Origin of the sequence: Rhodococcus sp. SORGH_AS_0301 (genome assembly GCF_030818285.1) — a bacterium.
Taxonomy (GTDB): Bacteria; Actinomycetota; Actinomycetes; order Mycobacteriales; family Mycobacteriaceae; genus Rhodococcoides.
The window spans coordinates 1,700,901-1,724,254 of record NZ_JAUTAC010000002.1; the positions used below are offsets into that span (position 1 = coordinate 1,700,901).

At 70.4% G+C, this 23,354-nt stretch carries 19 protein-coding genes; 13 read left to right on the forward strand and 6 right to left on the reverse strand.

Annotated features, from left to right (window positions below):
• The 3 genes from QE397_RS08695 (at position 1) to QE397_RS08705 (ending at position 4,876) form a co-directional block, all read left to right on the forward strand.
• Positions 1 to 1,722, forward strand: a complete 1,722-nt coding sequence (locus QE397_RS08695) for an ABC transporter substrate-binding protein (protein WP_307092870.1) — start codon at positions 1 to 3, stop codon at positions 1,720 to 1,722.
• Positions 1,719 to 2,279, forward strand: a complete 561-nt coding sequence (locus QE397_RS08700) for an adenine phosphoribosyltransferase (RefSeq protein WP_027505231.1) — start codon at positions 1,719 to 1,721, stop codon at positions 2,277 to 2,279. Before QE397_RS08695 ends, QE397_RS08700 begins: the two co-directional genes overlap by 4 nt.
• Before the next feature lie 95 nt (positions 2,280 to 2,374).
• Positions 2,375 to 4,876, forward strand: a complete 2,502-nt coding sequence (locus tag QE397_RS08705; protein ID WP_307092871.1) for a bifunctional (p)ppGpp synthetase/guanosine-3',5'-bis(diphosphate) 3'-pyrophosphohydrolase — start codon at positions 2,375 to 2,377, stop codon at positions 4,874 to 4,876.
• A gap of 99 nt (positions 4,877 to 4,975) precedes the next feature.
• Here the strand turns inward: QE397_RS08705 and QE397_RS08710 are convergent, their stop codons facing one another.
• Positions 4,976 to 5,848: a peptidylprolyl isomerase gene (locus QE397_RS08710; protein WP_027505233.1), complete on the reverse strand. Its 873-nt coding sequence runs from the start codon at positions 5,846 to 5,848 to the stop codon at positions 4,976 to 4,978.
• 191 nt (positions 5,849 to 6,039) lie between these two features.
• Between QE397_RS08710 and QE397_RS08715 the strand changes: the two genes are divergently transcribed.
• Genes QE397_RS08715 through QE397_RS08725 form a run of 3 tightly spaced genes read left to right on the forward strand, consistent with a single transcriptional unit; the run spans position 6,040 to position 8,623 of the window.
• Positions 6,040 to 6,708, forward strand: coding sequence for an MBL fold metallo-hydrolase (locus QE397_RS08715; RefSeq protein WP_307092872.1), 669 nt, complete (start codon positions 6,040 to 6,042; stop codon positions 6,706 to 6,708).
• Positions 6,705 to 7,994 (forward strand): histidine--tRNA ligase, encoded by a 1,290-nt coding sequence (gene hisS, locus QE397_RS08720; RefSeq protein WP_222645259.1) that lies wholly within the window; start codon positions 6,705 to 6,707, stop codon positions 7,992 to 7,994. Before QE397_RS08715 ends, hisS begins: the two co-directional genes overlap by 4 nt.
• Before the next feature lie 2 nt (positions 7,995 to 7,996).
• Entirely contained in the window at positions 7,997 to 8,623 is a 627-nt protein-coding gene (locus QE397_RS08725) for a hypothetical protein (protein ID WP_027505236.1), read from the forward strand.
• Here the strand turns inward: QE397_RS08725 and QE397_RS08730 are convergent.
• From QE397_RS08730 to QE397_RS08740, 3 genes are all read right to left on the reverse strand, one after another.
• A complete protein-coding gene (locus QE397_RS08730) occupies positions 8,613 to 9,296 on the reverse strand; it encodes a TetR/AcrR family transcriptional regulator (RefSeq protein ID WP_307092875.1) in 684 nt (227 codons plus the stop codon). The two genes, QE397_RS08725 and QE397_RS08730, sit on opposite strands and share 11 nt — an antisense overlap.
• Before the next feature lie 3 nt (positions 9,297 to 9,299).
• Positions 9,300 to 9,803 carry a DUF3237 domain-containing protein gene (locus QE397_RS08735; protein ID WP_056444756.1) on the reverse strand — a complete coding sequence of 168 codons (504 nt, stop codon included), beginning with the start codon at positions 9,801 to 9,803 and terminating at the stop codon, positions 9,300 to 9,302.
• Between the two features lie 69 nt (positions 9,804 to 9,872).
• Positions 9,873 to 11,138, reverse strand: coding sequence for an FAD-binding domain-containing protein (locus QE397_RS08740; protein ID WP_307092877.1), 1,266 nt, complete (start codon positions 11,136 to 11,138; stop codon positions 9,873 to 9,875).
• A 124-nt stretch (positions 11,139 to 11,262) separates the two neighbouring features.
• Between QE397_RS08740 and QE397_RS08745 the strand changes: the two genes are divergently transcribed.
• Positions 11,263 to 12,300, forward strand: coding sequence for an Rv2578c family radical SAM protein (locus QE397_RS08745; RefSeq protein ID WP_056444753.1), 1,038 nt, complete (start codon positions 11,263 to 11,265; stop codon positions 12,298 to 12,300).
• Between the two features lie 9 nt (positions 12,301 to 12,309).
• Here QE397_RS08745 and QE397_RS08750 read toward each other — a convergent pair whose 3' ends face one another.
• Both QE397_RS08750 and QE397_RS08755 read right to left on the reverse strand, forming a co-directional pair.
• The gene (locus tag QE397_RS08750) at positions 12,310 to 13,089 is read right to left on the reverse strand and encodes an MBL fold metallo-hydrolase (RefSeq protein WP_222631021.1); all 780 of its coding nucleotides are present in this window, start codon (positions 13,087 to 13,089) and stop codon (positions 12,310 to 12,312) included.
• 41 nt (positions 13,090 to 13,130) lie between these two features.
• Complete coding sequence (locus QE397_RS08755) at positions 13,131 to 14,048, reverse strand: neutral zinc metallopeptidase (RefSeq protein ID WP_027505242.1); 918 nt, start codon at positions 14,046 to 14,048, stop codon at positions 13,131 to 13,133.
• A gap of 144 nt (positions 14,049 to 14,192) precedes the next feature.
• On the opposite strand from QE397_RS08755, the gene aspS reads away from it, so the two are divergent.
• The 6 genes from aspS to QE397_RS08785 all read left to right on the forward strand — a co-directional run bounded on the left by aspS (position 14,193) and on the right by QE397_RS08785 (position 23,348).
• Positions 14,193 to 16,013 carry an aspartate--tRNA ligase gene (gene aspS / locus QE397_RS08760; RefSeq protein WP_222631023.1) on the forward strand — a complete coding sequence of 607 codons (1,821 nt, stop codon included), beginning with the start codon at positions 14,193 to 14,195 and terminating at the stop codon, positions 16,011 to 16,013.
• A gap of 49 nt (positions 16,014 to 16,062) precedes the next feature.
• A complete protein-coding gene (locus QE397_RS08765; protein ID WP_056444744.1) occupies positions 16,063 to 16,986 on the forward strand; it encodes a DUF389 domain-containing protein in 924 nt (307 codons plus the stop codon).
• 56 nt (positions 16,987 to 17,042) lie between these two features.
• Positions 17,043 to 19,670: a circularly permuted type 2 ATP-grasp protein gene (locus QE397_RS08770; RefSeq protein WP_307092882.1), complete on the forward strand. Its 2,628-nt coding sequence runs from the start codon at positions 17,043 to 17,045 to the stop codon at positions 19,668 to 19,670.
• Positions 19,667 to 20,569, forward strand: a complete 903-nt coding sequence (locus QE397_RS08775; RefSeq protein ID WP_056444737.1) for a transglutaminase family protein — start codon at positions 19,667 to 19,669, stop codon at positions 20,567 to 20,569. The genes QE397_RS08770 and QE397_RS08775 overlap by 4 nt, the downstream gene beginning before the upstream one ends.
• 237 nt (positions 20,570 to 20,806) lie before the next feature.
• Complete coding sequence (locus QE397_RS08780) at positions 20,807 to 21,979, forward strand: kinase (protein ID WP_027505245.1); 1,173 nt, start codon at positions 20,807 to 20,809, stop codon at positions 21,977 to 21,979.
• Positions 21,980 to 21,986: 7 nt separating this feature from the next.
• Positions 21,987 to 23,348: a replication-associated recombination protein A gene (locus QE397_RS08785; protein ID WP_307092885.1), complete on the forward strand. Its 1,362-nt coding sequence runs from the start codon at positions 21,987 to 21,989 to the stop codon at positions 23,346 to 23,348.
• The last annotated feature ends 6 nt before the right edge of the window (positions 23,349 to 23,354 follow it).

A 23,354-nucleotide genomic window follows, 5' to 3' on the forward strand; every position in this document is an offset into this window, starting at 1 on the left:
ATGCGTGCGTCGTCAGGGGTCAGGACAGGCGTCGCCGTCGCGGCGCTCGCCGCGATCACGGCCACGACACTCGTGGCGTGCGGCGACGAGGACACCCGCATCCCGTCCATCGGCTACGCCGTCGACAACACCGTCACCACCTACAACGGCGGAACCGTCGCCGGATCGGTCTCGGCTGCGCCGCAGGCCTTCTCGCGAGTGCTGCCCGGATTCGCGCTCACCGCCCCGAGCGGCGGTGCCGTGAGCGACACCGACATCGGGACGGCCGTGGAGGTACCCGGCGAGCAGCAGGTGGTCACCTACACGCTCGCCGCGCCCGCCGTGTGGTCCGACGGTGTGCCGATGACGTGCGACGACCTCGTGCTGGCGTGGGCCGCACGCAGCGGCCGGACAGCCGCGGACGGAGCGCCGCTCTTCGACGCCGCGTCCACCGCCGGTTACACCGACATCGAACGCATCGACTGCGCTCCCGCGGACAAGGTCGCGACCGTGACGTTCCGCTCGGGACGCGGGTACGTCGAGTGGCAGTCCCTCTTCGGCGCCGGGACGATGATGCCCGCACACGTCGCGGCCCGCATCGCCGGCGTGCCGGACGTCGTGAGCACCCTCGCCGGCGGTGACCAGGACGCACTGCGGCGCATCGCGGACGTCTGGAACACCGGATGGAACCTCACCCCGGCGGAGGGGGAGGACGTCGGAACCGTCGACCCGGCGGTCTTCGTGTCGTCCGGGCCCTTCCGCATCGAGTCGTACTCGGTCGAGAACGGTCTCGCGCTCGTACCCAACGAACGGTGGTGGGGTGTTCCCGCCGCCACGGATCGTGTCGTCGTGTGGCCCAAGGGCGCCGACATCGCGGCCAAGGCGGCATCGGGCGACATCGAGGTCGTCGACGCCGACGGCGGCACGGCGACTCCCGACGGCTTCACGTCGACGGCTCAGCCGTCCTTCGGCGTCGAGCAGTTGACCATGGCCACGTCCGGTGTCTTCGTCGACCCGGCCGCACGCCGCGCCTTCGCTGCATGCGTTCCCCGCGGCGAGCTGTACGCGCAGCACGGCCACCCCGGATACGAGGCGGAGACCGGCCGCGGGTCCGGCATCGTCGACAGCCGGACCACCCTTCCCGCGACGCTGCCCTACCGCTCGGTGGCGGCCACCGCGGCGGAGCGGTACCGCACCGCGGACGTCGCCGGGGTGACCGCGGGTCTCGCCGAAGCGGGTCTGACCGACCCCGTCGTCCGCGTGGGCTACCTGGGGCCCGACGAGCGCCGCGCGGCCGTCGTCGCCGCCATTGCATCGTCCTGCGCACCTCTCGGCATCGAGATCGTGGACGCGTCGTCGCCGACCTTCTCGCCGCTCGCTCTGCGCGCCGGGGAAGTGGACGCCGTCCTGGCCTCCACCGCCGGACAGGCGGGAGCGTCGGGCACGTCCTCCGCGGATCCCGGTCGCTTCGCCCTGCGCGGCGGACAGGGCGTCAACGTCGGCGGCTACGCCAACGGGCGTCTCGACGAGCTGATCGATCGCCTGGCCGTCGACCAGTCCGACGCCACCGTGCTCGCCGCGGCGGTCGAGGCGGAGAACATCCTGTGGACCGACATGCCCACCCTCCCGCTCTACAACGCGCCGCGCGTCACCGCGGTGGCGTCCGGAATGCGTGGTGTGGAGTCGAACCCGACGGTCGCGGGTGCGGGCTGGAACATGGACAAGTGGATACTCGTCGGATGAGTACACCCGGATCGAGCAGCCCCACCACGAGCGCACCCGGTGGATCGGACGTCGTCGCCCGGTTGACGCGCTGGGCCGACGACTTCCCCACGCCGGGAGTGCGCTTCGCCGACCTCACGCCCGTGTTCGCCGACGCGGAGGGGCTGCGCACCGTGGTGGACTCGCTCGCCGAGGCGGGCCGTGACGCCGACGTCGTGGCCGGTATCGACGCGCGCGGCTTCCTTCTCGGTGCCGGCGTCGCGCTGGCGTTGAACACCGGCGTGATCGCCGTCCGCAAGGCGGGGAAGTTGCCCCCGCCGGTGCACCGGCAGTCGTACGAACTCGAGTACGGCACGGCGGAGCTCGAGATCTCCGCCGAGGGCATCGCGCTCGAGGGGCGCCGCGTACTCGTCGTCGACGACGTGCTCGCGACCGGCGGCACACTCGAGGCCGCCGCCGAACTGTTGACGCGGTGCGGAGCGATCGTGGTGGGTGCCGCCGTCGTTCTCGAGGTGGAAGTTCTGGGCGGCCGCGAGCGTTGGAAGCATGGACCGCTCACGACATTGGGCGTCGTCTGAGCATCCGACCTCGAGAAGATGTGAGGGCGTGCGCTGTGCGCTCCGGTGACGGCGGATAGAGTCGGGTCTCTCGAGCAGCTGAGGAGGTGTCGATCATGACGCGATACATCGGTCGTACCGCCGAGGAGTCCGCAGCAGTGCCGCCTGCCGCGGGGGAGTCGCTGCCGTCCGACGCCGTCCTGCCTGCCGATGCTGCGGCTGACGAGGCCGCGACGGAGCCCGTGCCCTTCGGGGCGGAGCCTGCCGATCCGACAGCGCGCACCGATGCCCTGACACCGGAGCCGGTCGCACCCGCCACGGAGCCAGTGCCCGATCCGGCACCCTCCTCCGCCACCCCCACTGCGCCGTCGTCCGCGTCCCGGCGCGTTCGTGCGCGGCTGGCCCGCCGCATCACCGCGCAGCGCAACACCGCGGTCAAGCCGGTGCTCGAGCCGTTGGCCGGCACCCACCGGTCGATGTACCCGAAGGCGGATCTCGGTCTGCTGCAACGCGCGTACGACGTGGCCGACGAGCGGCACGCCTCGCAGATGCGCAAGTCGGGTGACCCGTACATCACGCACCCGCTCGCGGTCGCCAACATCCTGGCCGAGCTGGGAATGGACACCACGACGCTCGTCGCGGCGCTGCTGCACGACACCGTCGAGGACACCGGCTACTCGCTGGACCAGCTGCGCACCGAGTTCGGCGACGAGGTCGCCCATCTCGTCGACGGCGTGACGAAGCTCGACAAGGTCGCCCTCGGCACCGCCGCCGAAGGCGAGACCATCCGCAAGATGATCATCGCGATGGCGCGGGATCCGCGGGTGCTGGTCATCAAGGTGGCCGACCGGCTGCACAACATGCGTACGATGCGCTTCCTGCCGCCGGAGAAGCAGGCGCGCAAGGCGAAGGAGACCCTCGAGGTCATCGCACCGCTCGCGCACCGCCTCGGCATGGCGACGGTCAAGTGGGAGCTCGAGGACCTCGCGTTCGCGATCCTGCACCCCAAGAAGTACGACGAGATCGTGCGCCTCGTCGCCGACCGGGCCCCGTCACGCGACACCTATCTCGCCAAGGTGCGCGCCGAGATCAACGCGACCCTGTCGGCCTCCCGCATCAGTGCCGTGGTCGAGGGTCGGCCCAAGCACTACTGGTCGATCTACCAGAAGATGATCGTCAAGGGCCGCGACTTCGACGACATCCACGATCTGGTCGGCGTGCGCATCCTGTGCGACGAGATCCGGGACTGCTACGCCGCCGTCGGCGTGGTCCACTCGCTGTGGCAGCCGATGGCCGGACGGTTCAAGGACTACATCGCGCAGCCGCGCTACGGGGTCTACCAGTCGCTGCACACCACGGTCGTCGGTCCCGAGGGCAAGCCTCTCGAGGTGCAGATCCGCACCCGCGACATGCATCGCACCGCCGAGTTCGGCATCGCCGCGCACTGGCGATACAAGGAGACGAAGGGCCGTCACTCCGGTGACGCGACCGAGCTCGACGACATGGCGTGGATGCGCCAGCTGCTCGACTGGCAGCGGGAGGCCGCGGATCCGGGGGAGTTCCTCGAGTCGCTGCGGTACGACCTCGCGGTCAAGGAGATCTTCGTCTTCACCCCCAAGGGCGACGTGGTGACCCTGCCCGCCGGATCGTGTCCCGTGGACTTCGCCTACGCCGTGCACACCGAGGTGGGGCATCGGTGCATCGGTGCCCGCGTCAACGGGCGCCTCGTCGCACTGGAGCGTCAGCTCGACAACGGCGAGGTGGTCGAGGTCTTCACCTCGAAGGCCCCGACAGCCGGACCGAGCCGCGACTGGGCCACCTTCGTCGCGTCGCCGCGTGCGAAGACCAAAATCCGCCAGTGGTTCGCCAAGGAACGCCGCGAGGAAGCGCTCGAGGCCGGCAAGGACGCCATCGCCAAGGAGGTGCGGCGCGGGGGTCTTCCGTTGCAGCGCTTGATGAACGGCGAGTCCATGTCGGCCATCGCGCACGAGCTGCGGTATGTCGACGTCTCGGCTCTCTACACCGCGGTGGGGGAGAACCACGTCTCGGCGCAGCACGTCGTGCAGCGTCTCGTCGCTCACCTCGGCGGTGTCGGCGATGTCGAGGAGGAACTGGCCGAGCGGTCCACCCCGTCCACCATTCCCACCCGTCCGCGCCGCGTCGGCGACGCAGGGGTCATGGTGTCGGGTGCGGACGGCGTCGTCGCCAAGCTGGCGAAGTGCTGCACCCCGGTGCCGGGAGACGACATCATGGGCTTCGTCACCCGCGGTGGCTCGGTGAGCGTGCACCGCACCGATTGCACCAACGCCGGGTCGCTGCAGACGCAGTCGGAGCGGCTGATCGAGGTCGAGTGGGCCCCGTCGCCGTCGTCGGTGTTCCTCGTCGCGATCCAGATCGAGGCACTCGATCGCCACCGTCTGCTCTCCGACGTCACGAAGGCGCTGGCCGACGAGAAGGTCAACATCCTGTCGGCGTCGGTCACCACGTCCGGTGATCGCGTGGCCATCTCCAAGTTCACCTTCGAGATGGGCGATCCCAAGCACCTGGGGCACGTGCTCAACGTGGTCCGCAACGTCGAGGGTGTCTACGACGTGTATCGCCTGACCTCGGCTGCCTAGAACTCGACACCCTTCCCGCGAGTACGTCCACAGTGTCGTGATCCCGTCCGGAATCACGACACTGTCGGCGTACTCGCGGGGAGGGTGCGGGGTGAGCCGTCAGGCCAGGTCGAGCCGCACCGTGTTCAGGGTGGTCGCGAGAGCCGGCGCACCGTCCTGCGCGCCACCCTCGACGCCCGCTGCGGCGATCTTGTCGAGCGTCGCGAGGCCGGTCTCGTCGATCGTGCCGAACACCGTGTAGTTCGGGGGCAGCTGCGAATCGCCGAACACGAGGAAGAACTGGCTGCCGTTGGTGTCGGCGCCGGCGTTCGCCATCGCGATGGTTCCGCGGGGGTACAGGACGGGCGACTGCAACGCGGCCGGATCGTCGGCGTACTGGTCCGTGGGGAACTCGTTGGCGTACTGGTAGCCCGGGCCGCCCGTTCCGGCGCCGGTCGGGTCACCGCACTGCAGGACCTTCAGGCTGTCGGCCGTGGTCAGACGGTGGCAGGGAGTGGCGTCGTAGTAGTTCTGCCCGGCCAGCGAGGCGAAGCTGTTCACGGTGCAGGGCGCCTTCGTGGCGTCGAGCGACAGGCCGATCGGGCCCTGCGAGGTGTCCATGCTGACGCTGACGTTGTCGTCCGTGGTGGGCACGTTCTCGGTCTGCGGAGCGTTCGCCGGCTTCGCGGCAGTGCCGCCCGCAGGGTAGGAGCAGCTCACGGTCTCGGGCAGCGGTTCCGAGCGGCCGGCGGGCAGCATGCCCTCCGGGGTCGCGTTCTCGCTGGTGGGGGAGTCGGAGGCCTCGACGGCGGTGTCGTCGTCGCCGCGTGTCACACCGATGGCGACAGCGACGCCGCCGATGACGACGACCAGTCCGATGACGGCGGCGGCGATGGTCGCCTGCTTGCGTCGTCGCGCCCGAGCGGCACGGTTCTCGAGCTGGCGTTCGAGCTTGCGCTTGGCAGCGTCACGTCGTTGTTCGTTCGTCGGCACGGTTGGCGTTCCTCTTCTCGCTGGAGCGGGTGAGCAGCAGAAGTGTGCCAGGCTTCCCTGAGAGGCACCTGACCCGGTGGACGGCCGAGGTGCCTGCCCCACGTTCCGGGGCGCCCGGTCGCACCGCCTACGCTGGTGGCATTCGTCCGATCGCGGATCGCTGCACCGCAAAGCATGAGGAGTCCTTCACTGTGCGTGTCACCGGATTCCCCGCCGGCATGTTCCAGACGAACTGCTACGTCGTCAGTCGGGACGAGGGGACGGACTGCATCGTCGTCGATCCCGGCCAGGACGCCGCGGCGCCGCTCTACTCGTTCCTCGACGACGCGGGCCTGACGCCCATCGCAGTGCTCCTCACGCACGGCCACCTCGATCACATGTGGGACGCGACGCCGGTGTGCGCGCGCTTCGACATTCCCCTGTACGTGCATCCCGACGACCGCCACATGCTCACCGATCCGGCGTCCGGTATCGGCCCGGTCCTGGCGCCGCTGATCGCGCACTCCACCTTCGAGGAGCCCTCGACGGTGGTGGAACTGGCGCACGGCGACGTTCTCGACGTGGCCGGACTCGGTGTCACCGTCGCGCACACGCCCGGTCACACCCGTGGCTCCGTCGTCTTCCGTCTCGACGGGGGCGAGCAGCAGGTGATCTTCTCGGGGGACACGCTCTTCGCGGGATCGATCGGTCGCTCCGATCTGCCCGGCGGCGATCACGAGCAGTTGCTCGCCTCGATCGCCGAGCACCTGCTGTGCCTCGACGACGAGACCGCCGTGTTGCCCGGACACGGCGAGTCCACCACCATCGGCGCGGAACGCGGCAGCAACCCGTTCCTCGTGGGACTCGGTGGTGTGCGATGACCGGCGACACACAACGCATCCAGCCGTTCGCCGCCCCCAAGGGCGTCCCGGACTACCTGCCACCCGACTCCGCGACCTTCGTGGCCGTGCGCGACGCTCTCACCGCCGCTGCCCGGGCCGCGGGCTACGGCCACATCGAGCTCCCCATCTTCGAGGACACGGCGCTGTTCGCACGCGGCGTGGGTGAGTCCACCGACGTGGTGAGCAAGGAGATGTACACCTTCGCCGACAAGGGTGACCGCAGTGTCACGCTGCGTCCCGAGGGCACCGCCGGCGTGATGCGCGCGGTCATCGAGCACAGCCTCGACCGCGGAGCGCTCCCGGTGAAGGTCAGTTACTCCGGCCCGTTCTTCCGCTACGAGCGCCCCCAGGCCGGTCGGTACCGGCAGCTGCAGCAGGTCGGCGTCGAGGCCATCGGGGTCGACGATCCTGCGCTCGACGCCGAGGTCATCGCCGTGGCCGACAGTGGGTTCCGGAGCGTCGGTCTCACCGGTTTCCGGCTCGAGCTCACCTCGCTCGGTGACGAGACCTGCCGCCCGCAGTACCGGGAGCTGTTGCAAGACTTCCTGTTCGGTCTCGAGCTGGACGAGGACACGCGTCGCCGCGCCGAGATCAATCCGCTCCGCGTCCTGGACGACAAGCGACCGCACGTCCGTGAGATGACGGCCGACGCACCGTTGATGATGGACCACCTGTCGGAGTCGGCTCGCGTCCACTTCGACACCGTGCGTGCCCATCTCGACGCGATGGGCGTGCCGTACGTGGTCAATCCGCGCATGGTGCGCGGTCTCGACTACTACACGAAGACCACCTTCGAGTTCGTCCACGACGGTCTCGGTGCGCAGTCCGGCATCGGCGGCGGTGGACGGTACGACGGCCTCATGGCGCAGCTCGGCGGGCAGCCCCTGTCGGGCATCGGTTTCGGTCTCGGCGTGGACCGCACGGTGCTCGCTCTCGCGGCCGAGGGCGTCGCGCCCGCGTCGACGGCCCGGTGCGAGGTGTACGGCGTGCCCATGGGTCCGGAGGCCAAGCTGCGTCTCGCGGTGATCGCCCGGGAACTTCGGGCCGCCGGCGTCCGCGTGGACCTCTCCTACGGCGACCGCGGAATGAAGGGCGCCATGAAGGGTGCCGACCGTTCCGGTGCCCGCCTCGCGCTGGTGCTCGGTGATCGCGATCTCGAGGCCGGAGAGATCGGCCTCAAGGACCTGGCGACCGGCGAGCAGTCGTCGATCCCGCTGTCCGAGGCCACCGCTCGCGTGCGTGCCACGCTGTCGCCAGTGAGCTGACCATGGCCGACAGAGGGCTGGTGGCGCTCGATCTGGTGCCGCCGGAGCTCATCGTTCCGCGGCTCCGCGTCGCCGGTGCGGTGTTCGCCGTGGTCGGTGCCGTGCTCGGTGTCGTCGCCGGACTGTTGATCTCGCCGTACGTCGGTGTCGCTCTGGGAGCTGCGCTCGTCGCCACTGCAGGGTTCGCCGTCGTGTCGGGCGGCCGCAGACGCGTGTGGATCGATCACGGTGTGGTGAGCCGGCGCGGGTCGTTCCGCGTGCGACGGGTCAACCTGTCGGACGCGACGAAGGTCGAGGTCCTCGTGCGGGTCGCGCGCGTCAGCCAGGTGCTGATCCGTGTCGGCGACTCGTCCGGCGACGTCACGGTCGGCGTGGCGATGTACACGACCGACGGCGGTCGCGAACTGCAGCCGATCGCGCTGCGCGCGGTGGCGGACGGACTGGCCTCGTCCCCGCTCGCGTCGGCTCTGGCGCTGTCGTCGGTACTGGTGACCCAGCTTCGCGCCGAGGCCCGCGAGGCCGGGCTGTCGGAGCGCCCGCTCTATCGGGCGATCGACGTGGTCCGCACGTCCGGGCGAGCCCCGGCGACCGTGCTCACCGACGCCGAGGTCGCGGCTCTCACCGACTGATCGGCCGAGCGGCGTCGAGCAGTGTCGTGGCCGTGTCACGCAACGACGCCGTCGCGCCCGCCCACCCCAGCACACGCACCGCGGCGTCGGCGATCGTGTCGGGCGTCGCGAGGGAGTGCCGCGTCGATTCCGCATCGGACCGGGCGCTGATCACCGATTCGACGATGCGGAACGGGAGGTGTGTGAGTTCCTCGGAGACCACCAGCGTGCCGATGTCGACGAGAGCGTCCCGCGACAGCGAGGCGTAGAGCGCCATGAGGTCGGAGCGACGAGTGCGGAACTGTTCGAACCGTGCGCTGCGCAATTCGGGGACGAGGTACAGGGCGCCGAGGTTCCATCGCGAGGTCATGAGCTGGTCCGCGTCGAACCACACCAGGGCATACAGCGCGCTCGGAGCGTCGGCCGCGGCGTCACGCAGCGCCTGCGCACAGGCCAGGGGTGCGTCGACGGTCCCCACCAGCAGCGCCGCGAGCATGTCGTCCTTGGTGGCGAAGTGGTGGTACAGCGACGCCTGCCGGACCCCGACCGCGTCGGCGATCATGCGGGTGGACGTGCTGGTGACACCCCGCGTCGTGAACAGCTCCGCCGCCGCGTCGAGGATCTCCTCCCGCGCCGTGGCTCCCGGTCGCTTACGGGTGGTGAGCCTGGGACGCCCGGCACCGGTGGTGGTCATCGACTACGTGACCAGGAACGCGTCGACCACGGACTGGGTGCCCTGACGCGAGCCGGAGGTGACGATCACGGCCCTGTTCAGGTAGGCGAGCGTCCGGATCGACGTGGACACCGTGAGGGTGCCGCGGAAGTAGTAGAGCGCGGACTCGACGTCCTCCCCGCGATCGAGGGCCTCGACGACCTCGGCCGATCCGAAGCGGACGGAGTTCAGCGTCAACCGCATCACGGCGCCCGGGTCGTCCGACTCGACGTCGGCCAACAGGTCGGTGGAGTACGTGGTCGATCCGTCCGCTCGGACGTGGGCGTGCTCGGCACCGACGGCGCGGACGACGGCCTCGACCCCGGGCCCACTCAGCACACCACCCACGACCGGTGCCACGGACTCCGCGCCGACGGGAGTGTCGCCGAGCTGCACCGGATCCGCGGTGCGCAACACGATGCGCAGCAGCGGCTCGAGCGTGGGAGCGGTCGGTTCGATCGACGCGGACGGGTCCGTGGGTTCGGTCACGCGCTCGACCGTATCCGATCCACCTGGTGCCCTCCTGCCGACTTTCCGGCCGGGCTCCGCCCTCCCCGCCTACTTCCCGGCCGGCCTCCGGCCTCCCCGCTCCGACGCCCGGCGCCACGCGCTGAACGACCGCACCGACGATCGGGTCGGACGCACCAACCACGGCCACGGGTGCACCTCCACCGGATCGAGGGCGGCCGCGATGCGTGCCCACCCCGGTACCGGGGCGTATGTCGCGGCGAGGCGCCGTCCGGCGAGCTCCTCGGTGACCCGTCCGCGCCGTACCTCCAGAGGCCGGACGGCGGCGAGCTCGCCGAGTGTCTCGGCGAGGAAGACCAGTCGCTTGCCGGACAATCGCAACCGTCGGAGCAGCGGCTCGTCGAACACGAACACCGCGGGGCGGGCGTCGTCGGCCGCGAGGGCCGGATCCGCGCTGCCGAGCGACTCCGCCGTCAGCCACACCTCGTCGCCGTCCTCACCCACGGTGTCCGCGGGGCCGGCCGGGGTGTCGCCGGTGGCCAGGCTCGGTCCGTCGACCGACGGGCCGAGAGCGGCCGTCGGCCAGTCCTGAATGGGACACGCTGACGACAGCGCGCACGATCGGCACAGGCTGGGTGCGCGTTTCTCCACCTGCCAGCGACTGAACCCGTAAACCTTGCCGCTGCCGGTACCGACGGTCCACTGCCAGCCGAGTCGGTTGGCCGCCCTCGAGCCGTCGAGGAGATGGGTGAACATCTCGTCCTCGCCGTCCCGCCATGTCGCGCCGGCCCGCACGGCCCACTGCGACGCCAGCCACATGCGCGTCTGGTTCACCAGCCACCCGTCCTCGTGCAGCTCGTCGACGACGGACTCCATGCAGCGCATCCGGGCCGGCCACGGATCGTCCGACCAGGTGTCGTGCGCCGAGACGGCCGGACGGGGCTGCTCGCGCGTGAGTGACGCCCCCAGGTGCGAGCCCACCCGTGCGTACAGGTGGCGGGCGTACTCCTGCCACAGCAACTCGTCGCGGTAACGAGACCGGTCGCGGGTCGGCGCGTCCGCCACCGCGTCCCACACCTCGCTCAGCGTGAGCAGGCCGTGCCGGATGTACGGCGACATTCGACTCGCCCCGCGCCGCGACGGCGGTTCCACCGTGCTGCGGGACCGGGCGTAGCCCGTGATGTCCAGGCTTGCGAGAGCGGCGTCGGCTGCCGACTGTCCGCCGCGCAGACCGCCCGCCCGGATCTCCTCGGGCTCTTCGAGGGTGAGGTCACCGAGGTGCTCGGCGACCCAGGCGACGACATCGTCGGACCGGGCGCCGTCAGCAGGTGACGGGGGAGACGGGAGGAGGGCCATGTCGACCGACACTACCGAAGAGTTGACACCTCGATAGAACGGATGTTCGACTGTCTGCGATTCGTCGATCGATCGTGTGTTCGAGGGATCGGTGTGCCGGGGTCGCCGGAGAACAGGAGGGGTCATGCGGTGGGACGGTCAGACACTCGACGCTCCCGACGGGGCGCTTCCCGGCCTCGAGCGCACCGGGCTGGTGCGTGCCGGTCTGGTCCGCACTGTCCGCACGCCCGAGTTCGAGGGCGTCACCTTCCACGAGGTGCTCTGCAAGAGCGCCCTCAACCGGGTGCCCGAGGAATCGGCGCTGCCGTTCCGCTGGACCATCAACCCCGCGCGCGGGTGCTCGCACGCGTGCCGCTACTGCTTCGCCCGGCCCACCCACGAGTACCTCGACCTCGATGCGGGCCGCGACTTCGACTCGCAGATCGTGGTCAAGACCAACATCGTCTCGGTGCTGCGCAAGGAGCTCGCCCGCGCCTCGTGGAAACGTGACCCGGTCGCCCTGGGCACCAACACCGACCCGTACCAGCGCGCGGAGGGTCGCTACGAGCTCATGCCGGGCATCATCCGGGCGCTCACCGAGTCCGGCACCTCGTTCTCGATTCTGACCAAGGGCACGCTGCTGCGACGGGATCTGCCGCTGCTGACCCTCGCCGCTCAGCAGGTGAACGTGCAGGTGAGTGTCAGTCTCGCCTTTCACGACGAGGATCTGCAGAAGTCCCTCGAGCCGGGGGCGCCGTCACCGCGCGCTCGCCTCGACATGATCCGGGCCATCACGGACGCGGGTCTGTCGTGCCACGTGCTCATCGCGCCCGTCATCCCGTTCCTGACCGACAGTCCCAAACACCTCGGCGCCCTGATGGCGGCTCTCGAGGAGGCGGGCGCGACCGGTGTGACCGCGCTGCCGATGCATCTGCGGTCCAGCACCAAGGAGTGGTTCATGAGCTGGCTCGCCGAGCATCATCCGGCTCTCGTGCGCCGCTACCGGGTGCTCTACGGACGCGGGGCGTACGTCAGCCCGGAATACAAGCAGTGGCTCCGCGACAAGGTGGAACCGTTGCGGGAGAAGCACTCTCTGACGGGGCTCGATCCGGCCGGTGCGCGGCGTGTGGCCAGGGCAGCTCCCGCGGAACCCGCTCCGGAACCAGCGATGACCCTGTTCTGAGCCGGTCGGTCAGAAGCCGGGGGTCACGCCGATGTGCTCGAGGTAGCGCCGCGCCGAGCGGACCACCGCGCCGTGAGCGTCCTCCTCGACGACCCGGTCCCACCACGCCCCGACGATGCGCTCGAAGGCCACGTTCTCGAGGAGGGCGACCGTCCGGCGGATCGTGTCGGGATGTTCTGGGATCAGGTTGGGGTAGCTGTACATGAACGAGACCCATCGGCGGTCGGACACCACCTGGACGATGTCCCCGGTGCACAGCGCGCCGCGGCCGTCGGTGCCCGGCCAGTGCAGCACCGAACCGCCGGCGAAGTGGACCCGGGTGTTGATCAGCGTCCGCCCCGGCAGTATCTCCAGGGAGTCGCCCGACCACGTGCGGATGTTGCCGGCGCGGGGCAGCCACGCACGGTCGGACTCGTGCACGTAGATCGGCACGTCGCCGAAGGCCTCGCTCCACTCGACCATCGCGCTGTAGTAGTGCGGGTGGGACAGAGCGACGGCCGACACGCCGCCCAGTTCGGTGACACGGGCGATCGCGGCGTCGTCGATCGTGGTGATGCTGTCCCACAGCAGGTTTCCGCCGTCGCCGGGGACCAGTAGCGCGCGTTGACCGATCGCGAAGGTCGGCTCGGTGCCGATGCCCCACAGGCCCGGGTACTCCTCGCGCACCACGGTCCGGTGCGACGCCGACACCTCGGCGACGGTGGTCCACCGCTGGCCGCCGCGTCCGACGTACTGGCGCTCGTCGGTGCAGATCGGGCACTCGTCCGGATCGACGCGGTCGAACTGCACGCCACACGTCTCACAGACCGGCAGCTCCGTGCGGGACGACATCAGCGGACGGACGACGGGTCGTTCAGGTCCGACGCGTCGTAGGTGTTGCAGGCGGCGACAGCTCCCGTGCGGTAGCCGGCGTCGAACCACGCCTGTCGCTGGTCGGACGAGCCGTGGGTCCAGCCCTCCGGGTTCACGCGGCCCGTCGAGGCCTGCTGGATCCGGTCGTCGCCAACGGACGACGCGGCCGACAACGCGTCGGACACGTCCTGGTCGGTGAGCGGATCGAGCAGCGGCTCGGAACTGCCGGGTGCGGGAACGTCGTCGGCCTTGTTCGCCCACACGCCGGCGTAGCAGTCGGCCTGGAGCTCGGTGCGCACGGCGCCGGACTCGGGTCCGTTCGGGTCGGCCTGCGCCCGGCCGATGTCGCCGAGTTGGTTCTGGATGTGGTGGCCGAATTCGTGGGCCACGACGTACTCCTGCGCCAGCGGTCCACCGCTGGAGCCGAACTGGTCGACGAGAACCTGGAAGAAACCGGTGTCGAAGTACGCGGTGGAGTCGGCGGGGCAGTAGAACGGGCCGACGTCGGACGTCGCGGCGCCGCACCCGGTGGAGACCTGACCGGAGAAGATGTCGACCTCGGGGCGCTCGTACGGCACGCCCGTCTGCGCCGCCAGCTCGGCGTCCCACACCTGATCGAGACTGTTCACGGTGGCCGTGACCCGGCAGTCGACGTTCGCGTTGGCGTCGGCCCCGGTGTCGCAGTTCTCGATGGCGCCGCTGCCCGAGTCCTGCGACGTTGCCTCACCGCCGCCGAGCTGCCCGATCACCGACGACGGGTCGCCGCCGAGCAGCAGGGTGATCACCACGATGACGATGCCGCCGAGACCGCCGCCGACGGCGATGCCCTTGCCGCGGCCACCGGAGGACCGTCGAACCCGGGAGGAGTCGATCCTGGCGTCGGGGTCGAACGTCATGAGTCACCACTTTCGTCGGCGTGTGCGGCTCACAGCTTCGCACGTGGCCACCACCGACACAGCGCTGTTTCTCCCGGCGTCGGGGTGGGCTCGAATGGTCCGTAGGATCACCAGCTGTATTCGTCTACTTCTGGAAGGACTCCTGTGCTGCGCACGCACCTCGCCGGTTCGCTTCGAGCCGAGCACGCGGACCGACACGTCACCCTGACCGGTTGGGTCGCTCGACGGCGCGATCACGGCGGAGTCATCTTCATCGACCTGCGTGACGCCTCCGGAGTGGTCCAGGCCGTGTTCCGCGACGGTCCGGCGGCCGAGCAGTCGCACCGCCTGCGGTCGGAGTTCTGCGTCAAGATCACCGGCATCGTCGAGCTCCGCCCCGAGGGCAACCAGAACCACGAGATCCAGACGGGCGCCGTCGAGGTGAACGTGACCGAGCTGGAGGTATTGGGCGAGAGCGCGCCGCTGCCGTTCCAGCTGGACGAGACTCCGGGCGAGGAAGCGCGGCTCAAGTACCGCTACCTGGACCTGCGTCGCGCCGGACCCGGTCATGCGATCCGACTGCGCTCGAAGGTCAACGCGGCGGCACGGTCCGTCCTGGCCCACCACGAATTCGTCGAGGTGGAGACGCCCACGCTGACACGCTCGACCCCCGAGGGTGCCCGCGACTTCCTGGTTCCCGCGCGACTCCAGCCGGGAAGCTTCTACGCACTCCCGCAGAGCCCGCAGCTGTTCAAGCAGTTGCTCATGGTCGGCGGCATCGAGCGGTACTACCAGATCGCCCGCTGCTACCGGGACGAGGACTTCCGCGCCGACCGGCAGCCGGAGTTCACCCAGCTCGACGTCGAGATGAGCTTCGTCACGCAGGACGACGTCATCGTCCTCGCCGAGGAGATCCTCACCTCGCTGTGGAACCTGATCGGCCACGAGATCACCACACCCATCCCGCGCATGACCTACGCGGACGCGATGCGCCGCTTCGGTTCCGACAAGCCCGATCTCCGCTTCGGAGTCGAGCTCGTGGAGTGCACCGAGTACTTCGCCGAGACGCCGTTCCGCGTCTTCCAGGCGCCGTACGTCGGCGCCGTCGTCATGCCCGGCGGTGCGTCGCAGCCGCGTCGGCAGCTCGACGCGTGGCAGGACTGGGCGAAGCAGCGCGGCGCCAAGGGCCTCGCGTACGTCCTGGTCCAGGAGGACGGCACCCTCGGTGGTCCCGTCGCCAAGAACCTGTCGGACGCCGAGCGCGACGGACTCGCCGCCCACGTCGGCGCGAAGCCCGGTGACTGCGTCTTCTTCGCGGCCGGCCCCGCCAAGGCGCAGCGCGCACTGCTCGGTGCCGCCCGCGGTGAGATCGCCCGCAAGCAGGGCCTCATCGACGAGAACGAGTGGGCCTTCGTCTGGATCGTCGACGCGCCGCTGTTCGAGCCGACGTCCGATGCCACCGCCAGCGGCGACGTCGCCGTGGGTTCCGGCTCGTGGACCGCCGTGCACCACGCCTTCACCTCGCCGAAGCCAGAGTCGATGGACACCTTCGACACCGACCCCGGCAACGCCCTGGCTTACGCGTACGACATCGTCTGCAACGGCAACGAGATCGGCGGCGGCTCGATCCGTATCCACCGCAAGGACATCCAGGAGCGCGTCTTCGCGATCATGGGCATCGACGCGGAGCAGGCGCAGGAGAAGTTCGGCTTCCTCCTCGACGCCTTCGCCTTCGGTGCGCCGCCCCACGGTGGTATCGCCTTCGGTTGGGACCGCATCACGGCCCTGCTGGCCGGGGTGGACTCCATCCGTGAGGTCATCGCATTCCCGAAGTCGGGCGGCGGCGTCGATCCGCTGACCGACGCGCCGGCTCCGATCACCCCGGCGCAGCGCAAGGAGTCGGGTATCGACGCGAAGCCGGTTCCTCGTCAGACGCCGGGTGGCGCATCGGGCGAGAAGCCCGCGTCGGAGGGCCCCACGACCTAGGGTCGAGGCGTCGCCGGTCACGCGTCGACGACGCGCGGACGGAGAGTGCATGCAGAACCTCAGGGTGGTCAGTCCGGCGGACCGGACCGACGAGGTGCTGCGGGTGCTCGACGAGACTCCCGGCGTCGCACACGTCGTCGTTCTGCGCGGTGCCGCCGTGCGCCCGGAGGGCGACGTCGTGGACGCCGTCGTCGTGCGGGAGTGCGCGAATCAGGTTCTCGACGGTCTGCGTTCGCTGCGCCTGACCCACGACGGAGCCATCACCATGCAACCCGTGGAGACGGTGCTGTCGGACGCGGCGCGCACCGCGGAACAGGACGCGCCCGGTGACCCGGACGACTCGATCGTCTGGGACGAACTGGTCGGACGTACGCGGGAGGAATCGTCCCTCACCCTGACGTTCGTCGCCTTCCTGACCATCGCATTGCTGCTGGCGGCCATCGGCGTCGTGACCGACTCGCCGGTCACCATCGTCGGTGCGATGGTGGTGGGACCCGAGTTCGGTCCGCTGGCAGCGCTGTCGGTCGGCCTGGTGCGTCGTCAGCGATCACTGATCCGTCGATCGTTGCTGGCGCTGCTCGTGGGTTTCCCGACCGCGATGGTCATCACGGCGCTGGGGGCGTTCGGGGCCGAGGCCCTCGGATGGATCCGACCGGAGGCGATGGACGACCTGCAGCAGGTCGACTTCATCTACCAGGTGGGTCCGTTCTCTCTCGTCGTGGCTCTGCTCGCCGGCGCCGCCGGCATGCTCGCGCTCGTGTCGGCGAAATCGGCCGCCCTGGTCGGGGTCTTCATCTCCGTGACCACCGTTCCGGCAGCAGGTTTCGCCGTCGTCGCGGCCACGGTGGGGAGCTGGCGCATCGCCGCTCTGTCCGCAGGACAGCTGGGTATCAACCTCCTCGGCATCGTCGTCGCGGCGACCTTTGTGCTCTCCCTGCACCGGCGATCGGCTCGGGCACAGGCGGACAGGTAGATTTCTCGCGGACGTGCGCCGAGCGCGGTGCCGGTCGTCTGCGGAGGGGGAGTTGCGTGCAGCAGGGTGAGGCCACATCTCCTGTGCTCGCGGCGTACCTCGACGAGATCCGTCCGGACGGCCACGACGACCTCGTGGAGAACGCCGTCGACGGTGGTCCGCGGCTACGAGAGCGCTGGGCGGCCCTCCCCGGCGCCGAGGACGTGACCCCGGCTGATCTCGCCGCCGCACAGTTGCGCGTGGGCCGTCTGGTGGACGACTCCGGCATCACCTACAACGACACGGCGGACGCGTCGTCCGAATCGCCGTCGTCGACGCAGTCCGGTGCGCGGTGGGAGCTCGACGTGGTGCCGACGGTGGTGTCGGCGCCGGACTGGGACCGGCTCGAGGCCGGCATGCTGCAACGCTCGCGCATCCTCGACGCGGTGCTCACCGATCTGTACGGCGAGCGCACCCTGATTCGCCGCGGTCTGCTGCCGCCGGAGATCGTCTTCCGGCATCGCGGCTATCTCCGCGCCGCGCACGGCATCACCATCCCCGGCCCACATCAGCTGTTCTTCCACGCGGCGGACATCGCCCGATGCACCGACGGCGAGTTCCGAGTCCTCTCCGACCGCACTCAGGCACCGTCGGGCGCCGGCTACGCCCTGGCGGACCGGTCGATCGTCGCGCGTGCGGTACCGGCTGTCTTCGGCCGGGTGGCGCCCCGTCCCGCGAGCACCTACGTCGGTGCGATGCGCGTGGCCCTCGTCGAGGTGGCGCCTGCCGCCGCCGAGAACCCGCTCGTGGTGGTGCTCAGTCCCGGTGTCTGGTCGGAGACGGCGTTCGACCAGGCGCATCTCGCCTCGGTGCTCGGATTCCCCTTGGTCGAGTCCGCTGATCTGGTCGTCCGCGACGGCGCCCTGTGGATGCGCTCGCTCGGCACCCTGCGCCGCGTCGACGTCGTGGTGCGCCGTGTCGACGACGACTACGTGGATCCGCTCGACCTGCGCCCCGAGTCACGCCTCGGTGTCGTGGGACTGCTCGAGGTCGCGCGGCGCGGAGCCGTGACCGTGGTCAACACGATCGGCAGCGGCGCGCTCGAGAACGCGGCGCTGTTCGGACGGCTGCCGGAGCTGGGCCGGGCGCTGCTCGGCGAGGAGCCCCTGCTCGACTCGGTCCCGGCCTTCTGGGCGGGGGATCCACACGGCTTGTCGCACATCGTCTCTCGTATCGGTTCGCTCGTGGTGTACGCGATCGGCTCGCACGAGAGCGTCGTCGGTCCCGCGCTGTCCATGCGCGAGCGGGACGAGCTGGTGCGGCGGATCGGGGCGGACCCGACGGGGTGGGCGGCGCGGGCGATACCGGACCTGGCGACGTCGCCTGTCGGGCCGGTCGGTCATCGCCGGCACGACGCCGCCGTGCTGCCGAGGCCCGTCGGCATCCGACTGTTCGACGTGGCCGGGCGCCGGGGCTACACCCCGATGACGGGCGGTCTCGCCCAGGTGTTGGTCACGGATCCGCCGTCGGAGCCCATGGCCACGACCGCTGCCAAGGACGTGTGGGTGCTGGCCCAGCGTCGCGGCCGGTCGGATCAGCCGGACGTGTCGAGCGCCGTCGACGCACCGCGTCCGATGGGTGGACGCCGTCCCCGTGTCATCGACTCGGTGAGTACGCCGCGTGTGCTCGACGACCTGTACTGGATGGGTCGCTACGGCGAGCGTGCCGAGGCGACGGCCCGCCTGCTGGTGGCCGCGAACCAGATGGTCCGCGATCATCGCGGCGAGACGCCGTTCGGGGAGCAGGCGCGGTCCGACACGGACGTCGCCCTGGCCGTGGTGCTCGACGCGGTGACCGCGGTGACCGCGACGGCGCCGGGGTTCCGCGCCGCGACCACGCGGTCGGACCTGCTCGCGGAGTTCCGGTCGCTGACGGTGCGGACGCGGCGCACCGGTTCGCTCGCGCACGCCGTGGCGGCGTTGCAGACGTGTGCCCGCGCGGTGCGGGATCAGCTGGGCGAGGACACCTGGGCGGTGTTCAACCGGCTCGACACCGCGCTCGCCGAGTGTGCGGCGTCGCCGGTGTCCGACGAGGCGGGGCTCTGGTCGACGCAGAGCCGTGTCGTGGGGTCGATGCTCGCCGTCGCCGGTCTGTCGGCCGAGTCGATGGTGCACGATCCGGGCTGGTTCCTCATGGACACGGGCAAGCGCATCGAGCGCGCTCTGCAGATCACCGCCCTGCTCGCCGAGACCGTGGGCACCGCACGCCCACCGGCCGTCGAGCAGGCCGTGCTCGGGGCGGTGCTGAACGCCGCCGACTCGTCGGTCACCTACCGGCGCCGCTATCGCGGTGCTCCCGAGGTGGGCGCCGTGGCCGAGCTCGTGCTCTTCGACGGCGGCAACCCGCGCTCGGTCATCCACTCGGTGGAACGAGCAGCGGTGAACTTGGCGTCGCTGCCCGGGTCGACGGGGACCTCCCGCACCGATCGGGCGCTCGAGCGCATCGTCGCGACGCTGCGCCGAGTCGACCCGTCCGATCTCGAGGACGTCGACGCCACCGGGACCCGATCGGAGTTCGACGACGTCGTCCGGTCGGTGCACACCGATCTGCTCGACCTCTCCGAGTCGATCACCGCGGCGCACCTGACGCTGCCCGGCGGCACGCAGCCGTTGTGGGGACGCGGCGGCGGACGGGTGTTGTCGTGACCGATCACGAGGGTGCGCGGTGGTACGCCATCACCCACCGCACCGAGTACGTCTATCAGGGCACCGTGTCGTCGTCGTACGGCCGCGGCCACCTCTTCCCGCGCTCGACCTCGGAGCAGCGGTGTCTCGACGCCTCCGTCACCGTGACGCCGACGCCGACCGACCGGTCCACCGGTGTCGACCTCTTCGGGAACGAGGACGTCTACTTCCACGTCACCACCGATCACGACCGGTTGTGCGTGACCGCGCGCGCCCTGGTCGCCGTGGACCCTCCCGACCCCGCTCGCCTCACCACCCGGGCTGCGACGACGGCGTGGGAGAGTGCTCGTCCCACCGGGGTCGACGGGGCCCTGGACGTCGACTTCGTGCTCGATCTCGTGCCACCGGAGATCACCGACGAGGTGCACGAGTACGCCGCGCTCTCGCTGACCGAGGGCCGCCCGTTGGTGGAGGCGGTGTTCGACCTCAACCACCGGATCCACACCGACTTCGCCTACCTGTCGGGGTCGACGACCATCTCGACGACCGTCGCGGACGTCCTCGCCGCCCGGACCGGTGTGTGTCAGGACTTCGCGCGGGTCGCCGTCGCGTGCCTGCGCTCGCACGGCCTCGCCGCGCGCTACGTCTCCGGCTACCTCGCGACTCAACCGCCGCCGGGCAAGGAACGCATGGTGGGTGTGGACGCCACCCACGCCTGGGCGGCGGTGCGGTCACCGGACGGCTCGTGGCTGGCCTTCGACCCGACCAACGACCAGTGGGTGGACGAGCGCTACGTGACGGTGGCGTGGGGCCGTGACTACGACGACGTCCCGCCGCTGCGCGGCATCATCTACACGGAGTCGGCGGGGAGCCGCATCGCCGTGTCGGTCGACGTCGCGCCGATCGTCCGAGCCGTCTGACCTCGGATCTTGCCTCTCGTGGGCACCGCGGTGCCAGCGGCGCCCCCGAGCTGTCGCCGAGAGTGCGATAGGGTCGAGAAACCGCACAGCGAGCCCGTTTCATCGACTGTGGAGCGGGGAACCCGATCCTGCTCCGGCAGTACGCACACAGCATCACAGGCGGCCCTCACGGGCCGACGCGAGTACGGAAACGAGGAATGACCTGCCCGTTCACGAACGAGGTGGGTCGGACAATCGATGACGGCAATGTTGGCAGATCCGGTCACCGAAGCAGTGGCAGCAGCACGAGAACTCCTCACCAGACGCACGGGAGCATCGGTGACCCTGGTCGACCCGGTCGATCTCGGCGGCAGCGGGCGCACCGTGGTCATCCGTGTCCGGGTGGCCGAGAACCCGTTCCAGCTGCCCCGCACGCTCGTGATCAAGCAGGTCCGCGAGACGTCCACGGAGTCGGTGTCCCGCACGGGTCTCGGCGCCGGAGACCACACGGCGTTCCTGCGCGAAGCGGTCTCGTACCAGTTCGCCACCGCCCTCGCGACGCACACCCGTCCCGGTCCCTCCCTCATCGCGTACGACCTGAAGGAACGGCTCCTCGTCCTCAGTGACCTGGGGGACGCCGCGCCGTTCACCAGTCTGATCGCGAACCCCGATCCGTCGTCCGTCACCAACTCGCTCATGGCTCTGGCCCAGGCACTCGGGCGGATGCACGCCGCCACGTTCGGCCGCGAGGAGGATTTCGGGGCGCTCCTCGGTCGCGCCGGCGTCGCCGATTCTCGGGACGGGCTGGCCGATCAGGTCGCGGTGGCCCAGTCGGACGTCCCGGCGATGCTCGCCGCGGATCTCGGCATCGAGGTGCCGCCCGCGGTCGCCGCCGCCGTCGCCCGCGCGGCCAAACTCTTCGGTTCCGGCGGACACCGCGCCTTCAGTCCGTCGGACCTGTGCCCCGACAACATCATCGTCAACGACGAGGGCGTGCGATTCCTGGACTACGAGTGGGGAGGCTTCCGGGACGCCACTCTCGACGTGGCCTACACGCTCCTGTCCTACCCCGGCTGCCTGTGCCGTCTCGATCTCACGCCGGAACGCGCCGAGGCCATGGTCGATGCGTGGCGCGCCGAGGTGGTCGGAATCTGGCCGCACCTCGCCGACGACGACGTGCTGCACGCCAAGTTGCTGGACGCCCAGTTGGTGTGGGCCTGGCTCACGACGCACTGGTTCCTCCCCGACGACGACACCCGCAACGCCGCACTGCGTCGGCACCACCTCTCGGTGCCCCGCGCCGCCGCGCTGACCACGCGGTGGTCCATCCTCTCGGAGTACGCGCGCTTCGTCGGGCACCACGACCTCGCGGACTTCGCGGGCGATGTCCGGCAGGCACTCGCGGCGCGGTGGCCCGCCGCCGCGTCCTGACCGTCCGATGAGCGCCGACGACTCCCTCTTCGACGACGACACCGCTGCTCCCGACGGGGACGCGTTCGTCCCGTCCCCGCGTGCGAGCACACCGGGTGCGCCGCTGGCCGTGCGGATGCGTCCACGGTCGTTGGACGAGGTCGTGGGCCAGGGCCACCTCCTCACCCCGGGTGCCCCGCTGCGCCGCCTGGTGGAGGGGTCCGGGGCAGCGTCGGTCATGCTCTACGGCCCACCCGGCACCGGCAAGACCACGCTCGCGTCCCTGATCTCGGGTGCCACCGGCCGCAAGTTCGAGGCCCTGTCCGCGCTCTCCGCGGGCGTCAAGGACGTCCGGGCCGTGATCGACCTGGCGCGTCGCCGGCTGCTGAACAACGAGCAGACCGTGCTCTTCATCGACGAGGTGCACCGGTTCTCCAAGACCCAGCAGGACGCCCTGCTCGCCGCCGTCGAGAACCGGATCGTGCTGCTCGTCGCCGCGACGACGGAGAACCCGTCGTTCTCCGTCGTGTCGCCGCTGCTGTCACGGTCCCTGGTGCTGCAGCTCCGGTCGCTCACCGACGACGACATCCGCGAGGTTCTCACGCGGGCCCTGGCGGACGAGCGCGGTCTCGGCGGGTCGGTGACGGTGACCGACGAGGCGCTCGGACACCTCGTGCGGCTGGCCGGCGGTGACGCTCGACGGGGTCTGACAGCGCTCGAGGCGGCCGCCGACACTGCGGGTGCGGGCGGCACCGTGGATCTCGAGACCGTGGAGAAGAGTGTCGACCGAGCCGCGGTGCGGTACGACCGGGACGGTGACCAGCACTACGACGTCATCAGCGCGTTCATCAAGTCGATCCGCGGTTCCGACGTCGACGCGGCCATGCACTACCTCGCCCGGATGATCACCGCCGGTGAGGACGCACGCTTCATCGCCCGCAGGCTCGTGGTGCACGCCAGCGAGGACATCGGCATGGCCGACCCCACCGCGTTGCTGGTCGCGACGGCGGCGTCGCAGGCGGTGCAGACGATCGGGATGCCCGAGGCGCGGCTCGCCCTCGCCCAGGCCACCATCCACCTCGCCACCGCACCGAAGTCCGGTGCCGTCACCAGCGCGCTGTCCGCGGCGATGGCCGACATCGCGGCGGGGAAGGCAGGCGCCGTGCCGCCGCACCTGCGCGACGGGCACTACACGGGAGCCGCCTCACTGGGCAACGCGGTGGGCTACAAGTTTCCGCACGACGACCCCGACGGTGTGCTCGCCCAGCAGTACCCGCCGGACGAGCTGGTGGGCGCCGACTACTACCGGCCCACCAACCACGGAGCGGAGCGAGACCTCGAGACGCGCGTCGGCAAGCTCCGCAGAATCGTGCGTGCTCTCGCGCGCTAGGGTGTT

Bases quoted from the DNA above. Each gene is read 5' to 3' on its own strand.
- QE397_RS08695 (WP_307092870.1), top strand. From the start codon at position 1: ATGCGTGCGTCGTCAGGGGTCAGGACAGGCGTCGCCGTCGCGGCGCTC.
- QE397_RS08725 (WP_027505236.1), top strand. From the start codon at position 7,997: ATGGCCGACAGAGGGCTGGTGGCGCTCGATCTGGTGCCGCCGGAGCTC.
- QE397_RS08700 (WP_027505231.1), top strand. From the start codon at position 1,719: ATGAGTACACCCGGATCGAGCAGCCCCACCACGAGCGCACCCGGTGGA.
- QE397_RS08745 (WP_056444753.1), top strand. From the start codon at position 11,263: ATGCGGTGGGACGGTCAGACACTCGACGCTCCCGACGGGGCGCTTCCC.
- QE397_RS08755 (WP_027505242.1), bottom strand. From the start codon at position 14,048: ATGACGTTCGACCCCGACGCCAGGATCGACTCCTCCCGGGTTCGACGG.
- QE397_RS08730 (WP_307092875.1), bottom strand. From the start codon at position 9,296: ATGACCACCACCGGTGCCGGGCGTCCCAGGCTCACCACCCGTAAGCGA.
- QE397_RS08785 (WP_307092885.1), top strand. From the start codon at position 21,987: ATGAGCGCCGACGACTCCCTCTTCGACGACGACACCGCTGCTCCCGAC.
- QE397_RS08765 (WP_056444744.1), top strand. From the start codon at position 16,063: ATGCAGAACCTCAGGGTGGTCAGTCCGGCGGACCGGACCGACGAGGTG.
- hisS (WP_222645259.1), top strand. From the start codon at position 6,705: ATGACCGGCGACACACAACGCATCCAGCCGTTCGCCGCCCCCAAGGGC.
- QE397_RS08705 (WP_307092871.1), top strand. From the start codon at position 2,375: ATGACGCGATACATCGGTCGTACCGCCGAGGAGTCCGCAGCAGTGCCG.
- QE397_RS08740 (WP_307092877.1), bottom strand. From the start codon at position 11,138: ATGGCCCTCCTCCCGTCTCCCCCGTCACCTGCTGACGGCGCCCGGTCC.
- QE397_RS08780 (WP_027505245.1), top strand. From the start codon at position 20,807: ATGACGGCAATGTTGGCAGATCCGGTCACCGAAGCAGTGGCAGCAGCA.